This is a genomic window from Pseudoalteromonas sp. PAB 2.2, assembly GCF_001938575.1.
Taxonomy (GTDB): Bacteria; Pseudomonadota; Gammaproteobacteria; order Enterobacterales; family Alteromonadaceae; genus Pseudoalteromonas; species Pseudoalteromonas lipolytica.
Genome location: NZ_LYPI01000011.1, coordinates 71,054 through 88,103 on the forward strand (window position 1 = coordinate 71,054; position 17,050 = coordinate 88,103).

Consider the following 17,050-nt stretch of genomic DNA (forward strand, 5'->3'; position numbering starts at 1 on the left):
ATCAAGCTTTAAGTTGTTAACGTTGACTTAAACGAACGACAAATAAAGGATTTGATATGAAAGCCGTTATTCCTGTTGCAGGGCTGGGCACTCGCATGCTGCCAATGACTAAGGCTATTCCAAAGGAAATGCTGCCATTAGTAGATAAACCGCTCATTCAATACATTGTGAATGAATGTGTGGCTGCAGGCATTAATGACATTGTACTCGTAACGCATAGTTCTAAAAATGCCATTGAAAACCATTTTGATACCAGCTTTGAGCTTGAAGCAACACTCGAAAAACGTGTAAAACGTACCCTACTTGAAGAAGTGCGCTCTATTTGCCCTGAAGATGTAACCATTATGCATGTACGCCAAGGCGAAGCTAAAGGATTGGGCCATGCAGTAATGTGTGCCAAACCGATTGTGGGTGATGATGACTTTGTGGTTGTATTGCCTGATGTTATTTTAGACAGCTACACGGCTGATCAAAAAACCGAGAATATTGCTGCGATGATCACGCGTTTTAAAGCGGTTAAAGCAAGCCAAATTATGCTTGAACCTGTCGCCTTTGATGATGTGAGCAAATACGGTATTGCCGACATTGGCGGAGTGCAAATTAAACCGGGCGAAAGCGCCCCTATTAAAACCATGGTTGAAAAGCCAAAAGCTGAAGAAGCACCATCTAACTTAGCCGTTGTTGGTCGTTATGTATTGTCGAAAGCTATTTGGCCACTACTTGCTAAAACACCAGCAGGCGCTGGCGGCGAAGTTCAATTAACCGATGCAATCGACGAGCTAATGAAGCACGAAATTGTTGAGGCTTTTCACATGAGCGGCCGTGCACACGACTGTGGTGATAAATTGGGCTATTTAAAAGCGATTGTTGAATACAGCATGCGCGATGAAAAGCTAGGAGCTGAATTCACTGATTTTGTAACGCAAATGGTCAACCCTATAGAAAGACACCTTAAAGCGGTTTAACAAAAAGATTTTAAATATAAGAAGTTAGATATTAGATTTCAGAAGTCAGATCACACACATTTAGTGGTTAGAAGTTAGTTAATAGCTTTTAACCACTTGCTTTATCCTCTCCCAAATAAAATCTTGTGCAACTCGCAACTCGCAACTCGCAACTCGCAACTCGCAACTCGCAACTCGCAACTCGCAACTCGCAACTCGTCACTATTTAATTCGTACTATCTTCTTGTTTTTTGATTCTAATGTTATATTTACTTTAATTAAGGATTTTATAATTTTAACTCGGACTCACCTATGCCTAAATTTAATACCTTGTTTTTAAGCTGTGCTGCTGCATTAAGCTTGCCAGCTGCTGCAGAAGACATTAAAGCGTATCAATCATTCTCTGGTTACACAGGTTTAATAAATACTCCTAATGCAGAGGTGCAATTAAAAGGTACTGCCGATATTGGTTACAATAACCAATTAGATTTTCGTGGAGTTGAATATGTAGATGGCCATAACTTCATATTTTCAGCAGGGTTATTTGATGGCCTAGAAGTCAGTGGTCAAATAGCATCAAGTACAATGCACGATAATACCTACTCAATCGAAGGGCGTGGGCAAATTCGTGATTTATCATTTAATGCAAAGTATCAATTACCTTATATTCCAAAAAACTGGTTTAGCCTTGCAATTGGTGCAAAAGATTTAGGTGGTGCAGCCAACAATTACGAAACCTATTATGTAGTGGCATCAAAAGAGTTATGGGACTTTAGGTTTAGTGCCGGTATTGGTACTAACGAAAAGCGTACAGGTAAAATGGACGGTGCCTTTGCGGGAATTGAGTGGCAACCACTCGAGTGGTTTAGTGTATTAACCGAGTACGATGCCGAATCAGTAAATGCAGCTGCACGTATTACAGTACCTAAAAAGTGGCTTTACGATATTGGTGAGCTTACTTTTACCAGCCGCTTTTACAGCAGTACCGATTTTTCTGAAGAAAAAGACACCTATTGGGGTGTTAACTTTAGCCTACCATTGTCTGATGAAGCTAAAAGTAATTATAAACCTGTTGAGCCAGCGCCATATGTTGCACCGGTTAGCACTAAGCCAATGGCTAAAGTGAATGACCATGGTGTAGGGTTTATTCATACTGCCATGGCTCCAAAACTTGCAGAGCAACCTACGGCATTAACGCTTGCTAATATTAATAAAGCACCTAAAGAGCTGTCTAATGCAAATTTAGGTGACCAAGTTCAGCAATTAAAAGATGCTTTATTAAATGACGGGTTTGAAAATGTGGTAGTTGGTTTTAACACCAGTACAATTTTTATTAATTTTGAGAACTCGGTATTTAACCGCAACAACGTAGACGCGATAGGTGTTGTACTTGGTCGCATTACAGAAAATGTTAGCATTGCAAACAAGCACTTTAGTGTTCAATTATCTAAGTCGGATTTACCACTAATCGCCATTCAGGGAAATATTGATAACTACCGTGCCTTTATAGAGCGTGGTATAAGCCCTGACTTAAATATTCAACATGGTCGAGCGAGTATCCCTGAAGGTGTTGTGTGGGCAGGTAAAGCACAAGCAAGCCCATACTTTAAGCCTCGTTTAACTGTAAGCCCAGTGCTTTCATCAACATACGCTACTGAGTTTGGTGTTTTTGATTACTCGGTAGGTGCACGTGCAACACTTGATATACCGCTTTGGAAAGGAGCGGGTATTAATGTGGCTGCGCAAACTATCATTGAAGAAAGCGACGACTTTGAAGACCGTAAAGTATTTGATAATTACAGCCTTGACGAAGGCATTGTAAATGCAAGTTTGTATCAAACCTTTGCGTTACCGTTTGGTTTTTATAACCAAACGCAAATTGGTTTTTATAAAGATTACTTTGATTACAAAGCGATTATTAATGAAACAGCATGGCTCAGCCCTGAAGGTCGCCATAAAGTAAGTGCAAAATTAGGCTATTTTGATTTTGCTGATTACAGAGCGACTCGCGAGTATCAAACGCTTTCTTATCAATACAACTGGGTAGAACACGATATTACTTTACACGCCACCGGCGGTAATTATTTTTACGAAGACAGTGGCTATAAGCTAGAAAGCCGTTTTTGGTTTGGTGACAGCTACGTAGGTGTATATTATCAAGATACTGAATCGCAAAAAGTAGGTGTTGCAATTAGCATTCCGCTTACTCCACGTAAAGACATGAATGTCACGCGTTATGGTCAGTTAAAAGGCCAAGCTGCATGGCGTACTTCTGTTGGCACACGTATCGGTAATGATGTAAATACCCTAGTATTTAATGAAGCTTATGCGCCTACATCATCAATCACACTCGATAATACGGTGTTTAATAAAGGCCGCTTAAATGCAAGCTACATTTACAACAACCTAGCACGCATGAAAGAAGCGTATGAGAGTTATAAATAACGCAGAGTAACGAGGAACGAGTTACGAAAAGCGAGCTAAATAAAAAAGCCAAGGAGTGGCTATGTATTATGAAAACCTTGATGTTTGGAAAAGATCTTTTAAATTAAGTCTTCTAGTTTACAAAAGCTTGTATGCATTAAAAGATTTTGGTTTGAAGGATCAGATGTGTCGTTGCTCGGTTTCTGTACCGAGCAACATTGCCGAAGGTTATGAGCGTTTTTCTCAAAAAGAAAGGGCTCACTTTCTTTCAATAGCAAAAGGCTCTGTAGGTGAATTGAAAACACAAATCATGCTAGCTTCTGAGCTAGGCTACCTCCAAGAAGATAGCTATTTGTTTATTTTAAATGAATGTGAAGAAATAGGTAAAATGTTGGGTAAGCTAATTTACATAATTAAGAATAATTAACGTATTCTTGTAAACTCGCTACTCGCTACTCGCTACTCGCTACTCGCTACTCGCTACTCGCTACTCGCTACTCGCTACTCGCTACTCGCTACTCGCTACTCGCTACTCGCTACTATTTCTTTATCAAAGCGTTGCTTTAAACCTGTTAGCATTGCCCCTAACTCTTTTGTTTCTTTGATCCAAAGTTGTGCTTTATCTCGGTTTATATAGCCTATTTCTATACCAATATAAATTTGTGTTCTTGCTTCAGCAAGAGAAGCTCTCGCAATATCGATAAATCGACTTTTTTCTTTAAAACTTTCACGACTAACCCCCTCTGCAATGTTGCTAGGTACAGACAAACCTGAACGCGTTAACTGGTCTCGAAAGCCAAAATCTTTAATCTTAGTTGTTGATTTATAAATATCTGCACTTAACCGTGCCGAACGTTTCCATACATCTAAGTTTTCAAAATTCATAACAAATTCCTTGTGCTATTTTAATCTAGTTTCTAACCTCTAACCTCTAACCTCTAACCTCTAACCTCTAACCTCTAACCTCTAACCTCTAACCTCTAACCTCTAACCTCTAACCTCTAACCTCTAACTTCTAACTTCTAACTTCTAACTTCTAATTTCTAATTTCTAATTTCTAACCACTATTTCTATTCCTATTTCTTTTCCTAAAGCCTGTTCGAGTTTTTCTGCTAATGTCTGTTTTGCTTGTTCATCGCCATGAACGATTTTAATTAAACGGGGTTTTTTACGCATACCGGTTACAAACTTAATTAATCCGGTTTGATCTGCGTGGGCGCTGTAGCCGCTAATTGTGTGTATTTGTGCGTTTATGGTTACTTTTTCGTTATTTATAAATACATAACCATTGCGTGGGCCATAGGTTTGAATATCGCGCCCAAGAGTTCCTTGTCCTTGGTAGCCTACAAAAATGACATCGGTTGTTTTGTCTGGTAAAAAGCGAGCTAGATAATTCACAATTCTGCCACCGCTGCACATGCCACTTGCTGCAATAATAATGGCAGGCTGTTGTTTAGAATCTAAAAAGTTAATAAGTGCTTGGTGCTCTTGGTGAGTGTCGATGGTATGTAACTGGCTAAAATCGAGCGGATGGCGGCCTTGGTTTATTCTTTTTTTAGCTTCGTCGTCCCACAGTTCTTTAAAGTGCAGGTACTCAGTCGTGAAATTTGCCGCCATGGGGGAATCTACAATAATTTGCAGTGTATGCCACATGGAGCATTTACTAGCGGTATGAATAATTTGTTCAAGCTCGTATAGGAGCTCTTGCGTTCGGCCAATACTAAAGGCAGGTATAAGCACCACTCCGTTGTCGCTTACAGCTCGCTCAATAACCTTTTTAAGCATTGTTACTCGCTCTTTTCTGCCTTGATGGTTCTTATCACCGTAGGTTGACTCAATAACGAGAGTATCAGCTTTATAAGGTGGCTTAGGAGTAGGTAACAGTGGTGTATAGGGGGCGCCTAAATCACCAGAAAAAACGACGCGATGTGTATTTGGTTTACTGCCAAGTTCAATTTCAATATAAGCTGAGCCTAAAATATGCCCAGCACGCTGCAAACGAAACTTTGTTTTTAGCTGTAAGTCATCGAGAACATGCCACTGATTAAAATCAATCGCAATAATTTGTCGTTTAAGCAATTTAAGGCAAGTGCGGATCATGCTTTCATCGCGGGTGACGCCTACTTTTAAAGCATCTTCAATCACCATAGGCAATAGTTTAGCACTTGCCAAAGAGGTATAAATAGGCCCTCTGAAACCTGCTGCGAGTAGGTATGGAATACGACCAACATGATCAATGTGGCAATGGGTAACAAGAAGCGCTTTTAATGTTGAAATATCAAATTCGATATTAAGATCGTGTTTGCTCTCTTCTCCCTGAAACAAACCACAATCAACAAGTAAAGAAGCCGAGTCGTTTATGAATAGCTGGTGGCATGAGCCAGTTACGCCGTTCACCGCTCCATGGTGTTTTATATGCATAATATACCTTCGGTATTAATGGGGTAGTTTTCAGCATAGAGGTTATTGGTTGTTAGAGCAACGGATGATAAGGCATAGGTAACCATAACGAGCAACGAGATAAATAAGTAACGAGTTACGAGAAGCGAGATGCGAGATGCGAGCTAAACCGTGAAGGATGTTTAATACCACTGAACAGGTTTGCTTTTTCGGCGTTAAAACGCCTCCTACGTGTGATGTGTGTCACTTGTAGGAAGGGCTTTAGCCGTGAAAGGGTTATAAGTAACGAGTTACGAGAAGCGAGATGCGAGCTTGTATAGTTAAAACGCCTCCCACGTGTGTAGTGTGTGTCACTTGTAGGAAGGGCTTTAGCCGTGAAAGGGTTGTAAGCAACGAGTTACGAAGTACGAGATGCGAGCTAATGTAGGCGTGAAATTTATTTCGCGCGAAGAGGTTGTAAGCAACGAAGTACTAAAGCGAGATGCGAGCTAAATCGAGAAGGTTGTTTAATATCGCTGTAAAGGTTTGCTTTTTCGGCGTTAAAACACCTCTCATGTGTGTGATGTGTGTCACTTGTAGGAAGGGCTTTAGCCGTGAAAGGGTTATAAGCAACGAGCTGCGAAGTACGAGATGCGAGCTAAATCGTGAAGGTTATTTAATACCGCTGAAAAGGTTCGCCTTTTCGGCGTTAAAACGCCTCCTACGTGAGAGATGTGTATCTTTTGTAGGCGTGAAATTTATTTCGCGCGAAGATGGCTAACCTCTAATTTCTAACTTCTAACTTCTAACTTCTAACTTCTAACTTCTAACCTCTATCTTTCTAACCTCCAGTTCATCCCTTATTTATCTCTAAAATCGCTTTAAGGGTATGTTCTTTGGCGAGAATATCGCGGTATAGGGCAAACTGGTTGCGGGCACGTTCAAGATTATGGTGTGCGTGCTTGGTGGCAAAGTAGTTATCACCATCGATAAAGTCGGTTAAAAAGCGCAGGCCAATCATAAAGGTCATGACTTTTGTACCAAGCCAAAAGCTTTCTTTTTCGGCGTCGGTAATAACCTCTTTTAACGGGTCTACATAACCTTTTACGATAGCGGCGAAGATCTCTTCGCGAACGCGCACGTTGTTTAAATTCGTAGAGTCTTCTTGCTCTGGTGAGCAGAATGTACGCACCATGTCACCAAAATCAAACAACCAGTAGCCTGGCATGCAGGTATCTAGGTCGATAACGGCTTTGGCATCATCTGACTGCTTACAAAAAAGCATGTTGTTTATTTTCGTGTCGTTATGGCAAGGTCTAAGTGGAATTTTACCTTCAAGCTCTTTTAGTTCATCGACTAGCGTATATTGGTTTAAGCAAAAATCAATATCGCTTTGGCAAAGCGCAACTCTGCTTGCTGGGTCATGTTCGATGACCTTTTTGAAAGCGTCAAAACGCATCGCTAAATTATGAAAATTAGGAATGACATGATGCAGCTGGTCAGCTTCAAAGTCTTGCAATGCTAAAGCGAATTGTCCAAATGCATTGGCTGCAGTTTGTGCCTGCGAAATAGTTGCAACAACATCTTCGCTGTAACTGCCGCCAATAAATTCGAGTGCACGCCATACACCGTGATCGTACTCAACCAAAAAGTCATTTTTTATTGTGGGTACATGGCGAATAATGTCTAAATCATACTCACCTTTTTGGTGTTTTTCTGTTAAATGCTGTTCAATCAAACGTGCATTTTCGACCAGTTGCTCTGGGTGTGGAAACACATCGGTATTGAGCTTTTGCACAACTAGCGCATGTTCATCCGTTTTTAAAAGCATTGTGGTGTTGATGTGGCCGTTGCCAATTGGTTTTAGACTTACATCCACTTTGTTTAGGCCAAAACATTCAGATAAATGCGCTGCAACTGGGTTAGACTTCATAGGAAATTCACTTTTAATTTGCATTTGAACAGGTGTGCTTGTTGTTAGTTCGTCCGTGATGTAATTCATAAAGCTTTTTTGAAACCTTTTCTAGCTCTGATCTGTAAGTAACACCATACCAAGCAGATTGAGCTTGGTAGACAGCCACTGATTGAAATGTGTTTTTGATTGCTTTTTGGATTTGGTCAGGCAAATAATACTCTTTTGTGACACCGTTGTCATTATCTTCTAGAAACTCAGAAAAACCACTCTCTAAATACTCAAAAATACGTGGTGTAATTCCCCAAAAGCTCATTGAGCCTAGTGCATCATTCGCTATTTCGCATTGTTCACTGTGTGGGTTATTGCCATAAAGCGTGTTGTTCTCACGTTTTATATCTAAATACTCAACCACATCGATAAGATAACCTTGCTGATCTACTTTACATACCCCTCGGTTAACGCCACCTTGCTTTGAAAGCGTGTCTTTAATTGGGTACCCAACCATTGCCCACTGCGAGTTGTGTTTAAAATGTTCTGCGATAATCTCGAATGATGAAGCACCGTAATAATCATCGGCGGTGATCACAATGGCAGGGTTATGAACAAACGGTTTTGCACATAAAAGTGCGTGGCCTGTCCCCCAAGGTTTAGTGCGCGTTGTGGCTAAAGAGCTAAATTTAGCGGGTATCGTTGTGATTTCTTGTTCTACGAGCACAATATCGAGTGATTTAGGTAAGCGAGGTAAAATGGTAGCCTCGAACTCTGCACGTATTTTTTTATTAATCACGATGACAACTTGGCTTACCCCCGCGTTTACTGCATCGGCAATACTGAGTTCCATAATGGTACAACCAAGGCCTGGGATCTCAGCAATTTGCTTATTTCCACCAAAACGGCTACCAAGCCCGCCCGCCAATACGATTAAAGTTAGAGAGTGTTGTGTCATTGCGCATTCAGAGTGAAAAAACAAAGGAAAAGTTTACCAGAAATATTTACGGCGTAGGAGGGGCTTGAACCTTGAAATTATAAGTAACGAGATAAATAAGCAGCGAGTTACGAAAAGCGAGATGCGAGCTAAATTGAGCCGGTTGTTTAATGTCACTGAACAGGTTTGCTTTTTCGGCGTTAAAACGCCTCCTACGTGTGTAGTGTGTATCACTTGTAGGAAGGGCTTTAGCCGTGAAAGGGTTATAAGCAACGAGTTACGAAGTACGAGATGCGAGCTAGTACAGCTAAACCGTGAAGGTTTTTTATGTCCCTGAAAAGGTTCGCTTTTTCTGCGTTAAAACGCCTCCCACGTGTGAGATGAGTGTCACTTGTAGGAAGGGCTTTAGCCGTGAATTTTAAAAGAGACGTTGCTGCGCAAACGCGCCATGCAAGCATAACGCCTACGGTTTAATGTAGGCGTGAAATTTATTTCGCGCGAAGGGTTTATAAGTAACGAGCATCGAAAAGCGAGATGCGAGCTAAATTGAGCTGGTTGTTTAATGTCGCTGAACAGGTTTGCTTTTTCGGCGTTAAAACGCCTCCTACGTGTGTAATATGTATCACTTGTAGGAAGGGCTTTAGCCGTGAATCTTATAAAAGATGTTGCTGCGCAAACGCGCCATGCAAGCATAACGCCTACGGTTTAATGTAGGCGTGAAATTTATTTCGCGCGAAGGTACTCTTAGCTCGTATCTCGGTTCTACATCTTGTTATTCTCGCTTTACCTTGGCGGTCGGTGGTATATTCTCTTTGGTAGGTAATAAAACCGTTTAGGTAGATAATTATGGCAAAAGATAGATACGCGCCAAAAGCGCTTGGCGATATTATGGCTGGCTTGAGTGGCCGTCTTGCGTCGTATGCTGGAAAAACGCAAGGTCTTTCGAGCCAACAAGCTATTCTTGATGAGTTTTTAGGGGAAATACTGTCTAAAAAATGCCGCGTAAGTAACTATCGTGATGGTACGTTAATGATCGAAGCTGTTTCTGCGCCTATTGCGCTGCGTTTAAATTATTTAAAAATGGATATGCTTTCGCACTTTCGTGCTGCGGGTATGGCAGAGCTCGGGCAAATTAAAATAACAGCGAATCCGCAAGCAACCCAACGTTTATCAGCCTCACCAAAACACGACAATAAACCCGTTTCTAAGCGCAAAATGAGCGAGCAAACAGCTGATTACTTAACGGCTATCGCCGCTGATGCACCGCCATCGCTGAAAGAAAAACTTGAGCGCTTGGCATTGCACGGGCGAAAGAAGTAACTTGTAGGCGTGAAATTTATTTCGCGCGAAGGTTTATAATAGAAGTTAGAAATTAGAAGTTAGATATTAGAAGTTAGAAATTAGAAGTTAGATATTAGATATTAGAAGTTAGATATTAGAAGTTAGATATTAGAAGTTAGATATTAGAAGTTAGATATTAGAAGTTAGATATTAGAAGTTAGATATTAGAAGTTAGATATTAGAAGTTAGATCACGCAGCTTGCTTGAGATTAAAGTGGATTTATTTTGTTCTAACCACTAACCACTAACCACTAACCACTAACCACTAACCACTAACCACTAACCAAATCGCCTTTTTTCACCCCACATCTTGATTTTATTTCGAATGTCGCCATATCTATCGGGTGGTTTAATTTTCGTGTTTTTTTGCGGGGTTAAACTAAAGTTTACGGCTGATTTTTAAATTTTCTTGCTGAAATTCCATATCTTCACGCTGAGATGGTTTGATGTTGCGCAGACTCTGGTATGATAGCGCACGAAATAAGCGGTGTTTTGAACAGCGTACAGATAAATTGTTAATTAATATGCTCTACATCATAAGCATAAGCGCATATTAATTATCAATTGTAGAAAGTGGGTTAGCTAACGAGTAGCTAACAAAGAATATATTGTAACGGTTTTATCATGATATCTAATTTATTTACCAAGATTTTTGGTAGTCGCAATGACCGCACTATTAAAAACCTAAGAAAGACGGTCGCACTGATCAATGCGCTTGAAACGCAATTAGAAGCGCTTTCTGATGAAGATCTAAAAGCAAAAACAGCAGAATTTAGAGAGCGTTACGATAACGGACAAAGCCTAGATGATATTCTACCAGAAGCATTTGCTGTGGTACGTGAAGCATCTAAGCGTGTAAATGGCATGCGTCATTTCGACGTACAGCTACTAGGTGGTATGGTATTACACCAAGGCCGTATCGCAGAAATGCGTACCGGTGAAGGTAAAACACTAACGGCAACATTGCCTGCATACCTGCGTGGTTTAACGGGTAAAGGTGTTCATGTTATTACCGTGAACGACTACCTTGCAAAGCGTGACGCAGAAACCAACCGTCCATTATTTGAATTCCTTGGCCTAACCGTAGGCTGTAATGTGCCAGGTATGATGCCACAGCAAAAGAAAGTGGCTTACAGTGCCGACATTACTTACGGTACAAATAACGAATTTGGCTTTGATTATCTTCGCGATAACATGGCATTTAGCATTGACGAGCGTGTTCAACGCCCACTTTACTACGCTGTAGTGGATGAGGTGGATTCAATCCTAATCGATGAAGCGCGTACGCCGCTTATTATCTCAGGCCCAGCTGAAGACAGCTCTGAGCTTTACATCGAAATCAACAAGATTGTGCCAGAACTTGAGCTGCAAGAAAAAGAAGACGAAGAAGGCGTTGAAGGCGACGGCGACTTTACTATCGATGAAAAGTCTAAGCAGGTTCATTTAACTGAGCGTGGCCAAATTAAGGTTGAAGAACTACTGATTGAGCGTGGCTTAATCGAAGAAGGTGATTCACTTTATTCAGCTTCAAGTATCACATTATTAAGCCATGTTTACGCAGCACTGCGTGCGCATAAGCTTTATCAAAAAGATGTTGATTACGTTGTTAAAGAAAACGAAGTAATTATCGTTGATGAGCACACAGGCCGTACAATGGAAGGCCGTCGTTGGTCAGAAGGCTTACACCAAGCTGTTGAAGCAAAAGAAGGTGTACGCATTCAAAACGAAAACCAAACATTGGCATCAATCACATTCCAAAACTACTTCCGTTTATACGACACGTTAGCGGGTATGACGGGTACAGCAGACACAGAAGCGTTTGAGTTCCAGTCTATTTATGGTTTAGACACGGTTGTAATGCCAACTAATAAACCGATGATCCGTGATGACCGTGCCGATCTTGTGTATTTAACACAAGAAGAAAAGTACGAAGCCATCCTTGCCGATATTAAAGACTGTCAAGAACGTGGTCAGCCAGTACTTGTGGGTACTATTTCTATCGAAAGTTCTGAGTACTTATCGCAATTCTTACGTAAAGAAAAAATTAAGCACAATGTACTTAATGCTAAATTCCACGCGCAAGAAGCCGACATTGTTGCTGACGCGGGCTTACCTGGCACAGTAACGATTGCCACTAACATGGCCGGTCGTGGTACCGATATCGTGTTAGGTGGTAACTGGCACAGCGAAATTGAAAAGCTAGAAAACCCAACTGATGAGCAAATCAAAACGATTAAAGAAGAGTGGCAAAAGCGCCATGATGCAGTAATCGAAGCTGGTGGTTTACACATCATTGGTACTGAGCGTCACGAGTCGCGCCGTATCGATAACCAGTTACGTGGTCGTTCTGGTCGTCAAGGTGACGCAGGTTCGAGCCGTTTCTACTTATCAATGGATGATGCGTTAATGCGTATCTTTGCGGGTGAGCGCATGACTAACATGATGCGTAAACTGGGCATGCAACGTGGCGAAGCAATTGAGCACCCTTGGGTTAACCGTGCAATCGAAAACGCACAACGTAAAGTTGAAGCGCGTAACTTCGACGTACGTAAACAACTTCTTGAGTACGATGATGTTGCAAACGACCAACGTCGCGTAGTTTACTCGCAGCGTAACGAACTACTTGAAGAAGGCGATATTTCAGAAACTATCACTGCAATCCGCAGCGATGTTCTTAATGGCATGATTGACCAATACATTGCACCGCAAAGCTTAGCGGAAATGTGGGATATTCCAGGCCTAGAAGAACGCTTAAAGCAAGATTTCTTAATTGAACTGCCAATTTCACAATGGCTAGCTGAAGACAGTAAACTTTACGAAGAAAAACTGCGTGAGCGTATCGAAGAAGCCGTTGAGCAAGCATACAAGCAAAAAGAAGAGATGGTGGGCGATTCAGTACTACGTCAATTCGAAAAAGCGATTATGCTACAAAGCCTAGACCAACACTGGAAAGATCACTTGGCTGCAATGGATCATCTTCGTCAAGGTATCCACTTACGTGGTTATGCACAGAAGAATCCGAAGCAAGAGTACAAGCGTGAATCATTCGAGCTATTCTCTGAAATGCTTGAAAACTTAAAAATCGACGTAGTGAGTATTTTAAGTAAAGTTCAAGTACGTGCAGAAGAAGATGTTGAAAAGGTAGAAGAGCAACATCGTCGTAGCGAAAATGCACCACGTGAATACCAACACGAAGAAGCTGAGCACATTGGCGGCGAAACGCCACAAGGTGCTGTAGTTAGCCACCGTGCAGAGCCTAAGGTAGGCCGTAATGAGCCGTGCCCATGTGGTTCAGGTCAAAAGTTTAAACAGTGTTGTGGTAAATTAAAGTAACCAAAACACTGGGATAAAAAGCGACGCTTGCGTCGCTTTTTTTATGATTGAGGAAATATAAAATGACTAAGAAAATAGTGCATGTCGCAGTCGGTGTAATTTATAAAGACCAACAATTATTTATTTGTAAGCGCCCAGACGATAAACACCAAGGTGGCTTATGGGAGTTCCCTGGTGGCAAGGTCGAGCAGGGCGAAAGCGTGTTTGCAGCGTTACAACGTGAGCTGTTAGAAGAAGTAAACCTGACGGTTAATGGCAGTGATGAATTAATGGTTATCGAACACGATTACGGCGATAAATGTGTGCGTTTAGATGTTCATATAGTTGATAACTTTACAGGCGAAGCCCATGGCGCTGAGGGTCAGCAAGGTAAGTGGGTACCCATTAATGAACTTGATGACTATGCGTTCCCAGCCGCCAACGTCGAAATAGTTGAAAAGATAAAGCAACGTTTTAAATAAGTAACGAGTTTCGAGAAGCGAGATGCGAGCTAATGTAGGCGTGAAATTTATTTCGCGCGAAGGGGTTATAAGCAACGAGCTGCGAATTACGAGGTATGAGCTAAGCCGTGAAGGTTGTTTAATATCGCTGAACAGGTTTGCTTTTTCGGCGTTAAAACACCTCCCACGAGTGCAATGCGTATCACTTGTAGGAAGGGCTTTAGCCGTGAATCTTATAAAAGATGTTGCTGCGCAAACGCGCCATGCAAGCATAACGCCTACGGTTTAATGTAGGCGTGAAATTTATTTCGCGCGAATGGGTTATAAGCAACGAGCTGCGAGAAGCGAGATGCGAGAGGCGAGCTAAATTGAGCCGTTTGCTTAATGTTACTGAAAAGGTTTGCTTTTTCGGCGTTAAAACGCCTCCTACGTGTGTAGTGTGTATTACTTGTAGGAAGGGCTTTAGCCGTGAATCTTATAAAAGATGTTGCTGCGCAAACGCGCCATGCAAGCATAACGCCTACGGTTTAATGTAGGCGTGAAATTTATTTCGCGTGAAGGGGTTGTAAGCAACGAAGTACGAGAAGCGAGATGCGAGCTAGTACAGCTAAATCGAGAAGGTTATTTAATACCACTGAACAGGTTTGCTTTTTCGGCGTTAAAACGCCTCCCACGTGTGAGATGAGTGTCACTTGTAGGAAGGGCTTTAGCCGTGAATTTTAAAAGAGACGTTGCTGCGCAAACGCGCCATGCAAGCATAACGCCTACGGTTTAATGTAGGCGTGAAATTTATTTCGCGCGAAGAGGTTGTAAGCAACGAAGTACGAAAAGCGAGATGCGAGCTATATCGTGAAGGTTGTTTAATACCGCTGAAAAGGTTTGCTTTCTCGGCGTTAAAACGCCTCCCACGTGTGAGATGTGTGTCACTTGTAGGAAGGGCTTTAGCCGTGAAAGGGTTATAAGCAACGAGCTGCGAAAAGCGAGATGCGAGCTAATGTAGGCGTGAAATTTATTTCGCGCGAAGGTGGCTAACCTCTAACCTCTAACCTCTAACCTCTAACCTCTATTTTCTATTTTCTATCTTTTAACCTCTAATTTTTTGTTTCATCGTTCAAATATGCAGCTCATCCCTTTTTGATAAAAATTGTTACATATTCGATTTTATTGTTTTGCATATGAGGTTTATTATGGGGGTAGCGAAAAACTACCTGCTATTATGGTTTTTCAATAGATACTTCAAAAACAATTAAGTACAGGACTCCCATGAAAAAAGTAACACTTACCGCTGCAAGTATTGCGCTTGCACTTGGTCTTGTTGGTTGTGGTGAAAAAGAACAAGAAATTAAAACACCTGCAACGGCAACCGTCACTGAAGCAAAAGCACCTTTAGATTCAGGTATTGAACTGGCGAACATGGACAAGTCTGTTCGTGCACAAGACGACTTTTACTATCACGTTAACGGTGAATGGCTAGAAAAAACAGAAATTCCAGGTGATAAATCAAACTACGGTTCATTCACTCAGCTTTATGATGATTCGCAAAAAGCGATGAAAGAAGTACTCGAAAAAGCCGCAGCAAATAAAAATGTTAAGCCAGGCTCTGACGAAGCTAAATTAGCTGCTTTCTATAACAGCTATATGGACGAAGCGGGCCGCGAAGCTGCGGGTATCAAACCATTAACGCCAATTCTTGAAAGTGTTGACGCAGTTAAGAATAAATCAGACCTCGTTACATTAATGGCTGAGTTACGTATTAAAGGCGGAAGCTTACCATTTGGTTGGTACGTAAATAACGACGCGAAAAACTCAAGCGAAAACGCGATGTATGTTTACCAATCAGGCCTAGGTTTACCTGACCGTGATTACTACTTAAAAGATGATGAAAAATTCACCAATATTCGCGCAGCCTATGAAGCATACATTACTGCTATCTTGAGCAAAGCGGGTGTTGCTGATGCAGAAGCTGCTGCAAAAAATATCATCGCACTTGAAACAAGTATTGCAGATGCACAGTGGAGCCGCGTTGAAAGCCGTGATGCAACCAAATCTTATAACAAGATGAGCATTGCTGATGCGAATAAATTGACGGGTGAGTTCGATTTAGCTGCGTATTTTGATGCATCGGGCGTTAAAACCGACGACGTAATCGTTCGCCAGCCTAGCTACCTAGAAAAATTTGCAGGTATTTATAACGATACTGATTTAGCAACATGGCAGAACTACCTTAAATTCCATTTTGTGAGCAATTACGCAGGTCTTTTAAATAAAGAGCTAGTAGACCTTAACTTTGATTTTTACAGCACAACACTTCGTGGTGTGACAGAGCAATCACCTCTGTGGAAAAAAGCAGTTGATGCGTCTAACGGTGTGTTAGGCGAAATTCTAGGTAAAGTATACGTTAAAGATAACTTCCCGCCTGAAGCAAAAGCACGTATGGAAGAGCTGGTTGATAACGTAATTAAGGGCTACGCAGTTGCGATTGAAGGTCTTGAATGGATGAGCCCTGAAACGAAACTTGCTGCGAAAGAGAAGCTTGATAAGTTCACGCCTAAAATTGGTTATCCAGACAAGTGGAAAGACTACTCATCGCTTGAAATTAAAGGTGATGACCTCGTTGGTAACTACATTCGCTACAGCGAGTGGGAATTTGCAGACATGACTGCAAAAATAGGTAAGCCGGTAGACCGCTCTGAGTGGCACATGACACCACAAACGGTTAACGCTTACTACAATCCAGTGAATAACGAAATTGTATTCCCTGCAGCTATTTTACAACCGCCATTCTTTAACCTAGAAGCCGATGACGCAGTAAACTATGGTGCTATTGGTGCGGTAATTGGCCACGAACTGGGCCATGGTTTCGACGACCAAGGCGCAAAATATGATGGTGACGGTAACTTACGTAACTGGTGGAGCGAATCAGATCTTAAACAGTTTGAAGAGCGCACAGGTCAACTTGTTGCTCAGTACAATGAGTACAAGCCGTTTGAAGATGCAAACGTAAATGGTGAGCTGACACTTGGTGAAAACATTGGTGACTTAGGTGGCTTAACAGTTGCTTATACGGCCTATCAATTATCACTTGGAGATGAAAAAGCGCCAGTGATTGACGGCTATACCGGCGATCAACGTTTCTTTATGGGCTGGTCACAAATCTGGCGTCGTAAATATCGTGATGAAGAGTTACGTAACCGTCTAATGACAGACCCTCATTCACCAAGCCACTACCGTGTAATCGGTATTCTTTCAAACATGCCTGAGTTCTACGAGGCATTTGACGTGAAAGAAGGCGACAAAATGTATATCAAACCAGAAGATCGTGTGAAGATCTGGTAATAAACCACGGTTT

General features: G+C 41.6%; 11 protein-coding genes. 7 read left to right on the forward strand and 4 right to left on the reverse strand.

Going from position 1 to position 17,050, the window contains the following annotated elements; translation table 11 throughout:
• The first annotated feature begins 56 nt into the window (after nt 1–56).
• The 3 genes from galU (at nt 57) to BWD47_RS10365 (ending at nt 3,795) form a co-directional block, all read left to right on the forward strand.
• Nucleotides 57–965: a UTP--glucose-1-phosphate uridylyltransferase GalU gene (gene galU / locus BWD47_RS10355; RefSeq protein WP_075593937.1), complete on the forward strand. Its 909-nt coding sequence runs from the start codon at nt 57–59 to the stop codon at nt 963–965.
• 291 nt (nt 966–1,256) lie between these two features.
• Nucleotides 1,257–3,389 (forward strand): YjbH domain-containing protein, encoded by a 2,133-nt coding sequence (locus tag BWD47_RS10360; protein WP_075593938.1) that lies wholly within the window; start codon nt 1,257–1,259, stop codon nt 3,387–3,389.
• A gap of 61 nt (nt 3,390–3,450) precedes the next feature.
• On the forward strand, nt 3,451–3,795 hold the full coding sequence (locus BWD47_RS10365; RefSeq protein WP_075593939.1) for a four helix bundle protein: 345 nt from the start codon (nt 3,451–3,453) through the stop codon (nt 3,793–3,795).
• Between the two features lie 95 nt (nt 3,796–3,890).
• Here BWD47_RS10365 and BWD47_RS10370 read toward each other — a convergent pair whose 3' ends face one another.
• From BWD47_RS10370 to BWD47_RS10385, 4 genes are all read right to left on the reverse strand, one after another.
• On the reverse strand, nt 3,891–4,253 hold the full coding sequence (locus tag BWD47_RS10370; protein WP_075593940.1) for a four helix bundle protein: 363 nt from the start codon (nt 4,251–4,253) through the stop codon (nt 3,891–3,893).
• Between the two features lie 165 nt (nt 4,254–4,418).
• Nucleotides 4,419–5,789: an MBL fold metallo-hydrolase RNA specificity domain-containing protein gene (locus BWD47_RS10375; protein ID WP_075593941.1), complete on the reverse strand. Its 1,371-nt coding sequence runs from the start codon at nt 5,787–5,789 to the stop codon at nt 4,419–4,421.
• 811 nt (nt 5,790–6,600) lie between these two features.
• Nucleotides 6,601–7,680 (reverse strand): phosphotransferase enzyme family protein, encoded by a 1,080-nt coding sequence (locus tag BWD47_RS10380; RefSeq protein ID WP_075594005.1) that lies wholly within the window; start codon nt 7,678–7,680, stop codon nt 6,601–6,603.
• A 13-nt stretch (nt 7,681–7,693) separates the two neighbouring features.
• On the reverse strand, nt 7,694–8,608 hold the full coding sequence (locus BWD47_RS10385; protein ID WP_083633656.1) for an NTP transferase domain-containing protein: 915 nt from the start codon (nt 8,606–8,608) through the stop codon (nt 7,694–7,696).
• A gap of 825 nt (nt 8,609–9,433) precedes the next feature.
• Here BWD47_RS10385 and BWD47_RS10390 point away from each other — a divergent pair.
• The 4 genes from BWD47_RS10390 (at nt 9,434) to BWD47_RS10405 (ending at nt 17,037) form a co-directional block, all read left to right on the forward strand.
• Nucleotides 9,434–9,907 carry a DUF721 domain-containing protein gene (locus BWD47_RS10390; protein WP_075593942.1) on the forward strand — a complete coding sequence of 158 codons (474 nt, stop codon included), beginning with the start codon at nt 9,434–9,436 and terminating at the stop codon, nt 9,905–9,907.
• Between the two features lie 645 nt (nt 9,908–10,552).
• Nucleotides 10,553–13,261, forward strand: a complete 2,709-nt coding sequence (gene secA / locus BWD47_RS10395; RefSeq protein ID WP_036973239.1) for a preprotein translocase subunit SecA — start codon at nt 10,553–10,555, stop codon at nt 13,259–13,261.
• Between the two features lie 62 nt (nt 13,262–13,323).
• Entirely contained in the window at nt 13,324–13,722 is a 399-nt protein-coding gene (gene mutT, locus BWD47_RS10400) for an 8-oxo-dGTP diphosphatase MutT (RefSeq protein WP_036973238.1), read from the forward strand.
• Nucleotides 13,723–14,964: 1,242 nt separating this feature from the next.
• Nucleotides 14,965–17,037 (forward strand): M13 family metallopeptidase, encoded by a 2,073-nt coding sequence (locus BWD47_RS10405; protein WP_075593943.1) that lies wholly within the window; start codon nt 14,965–14,967, stop codon nt 17,035–17,037.
• Nucleotides 17,038–17,050: the final 13 nt, after the last annotated feature.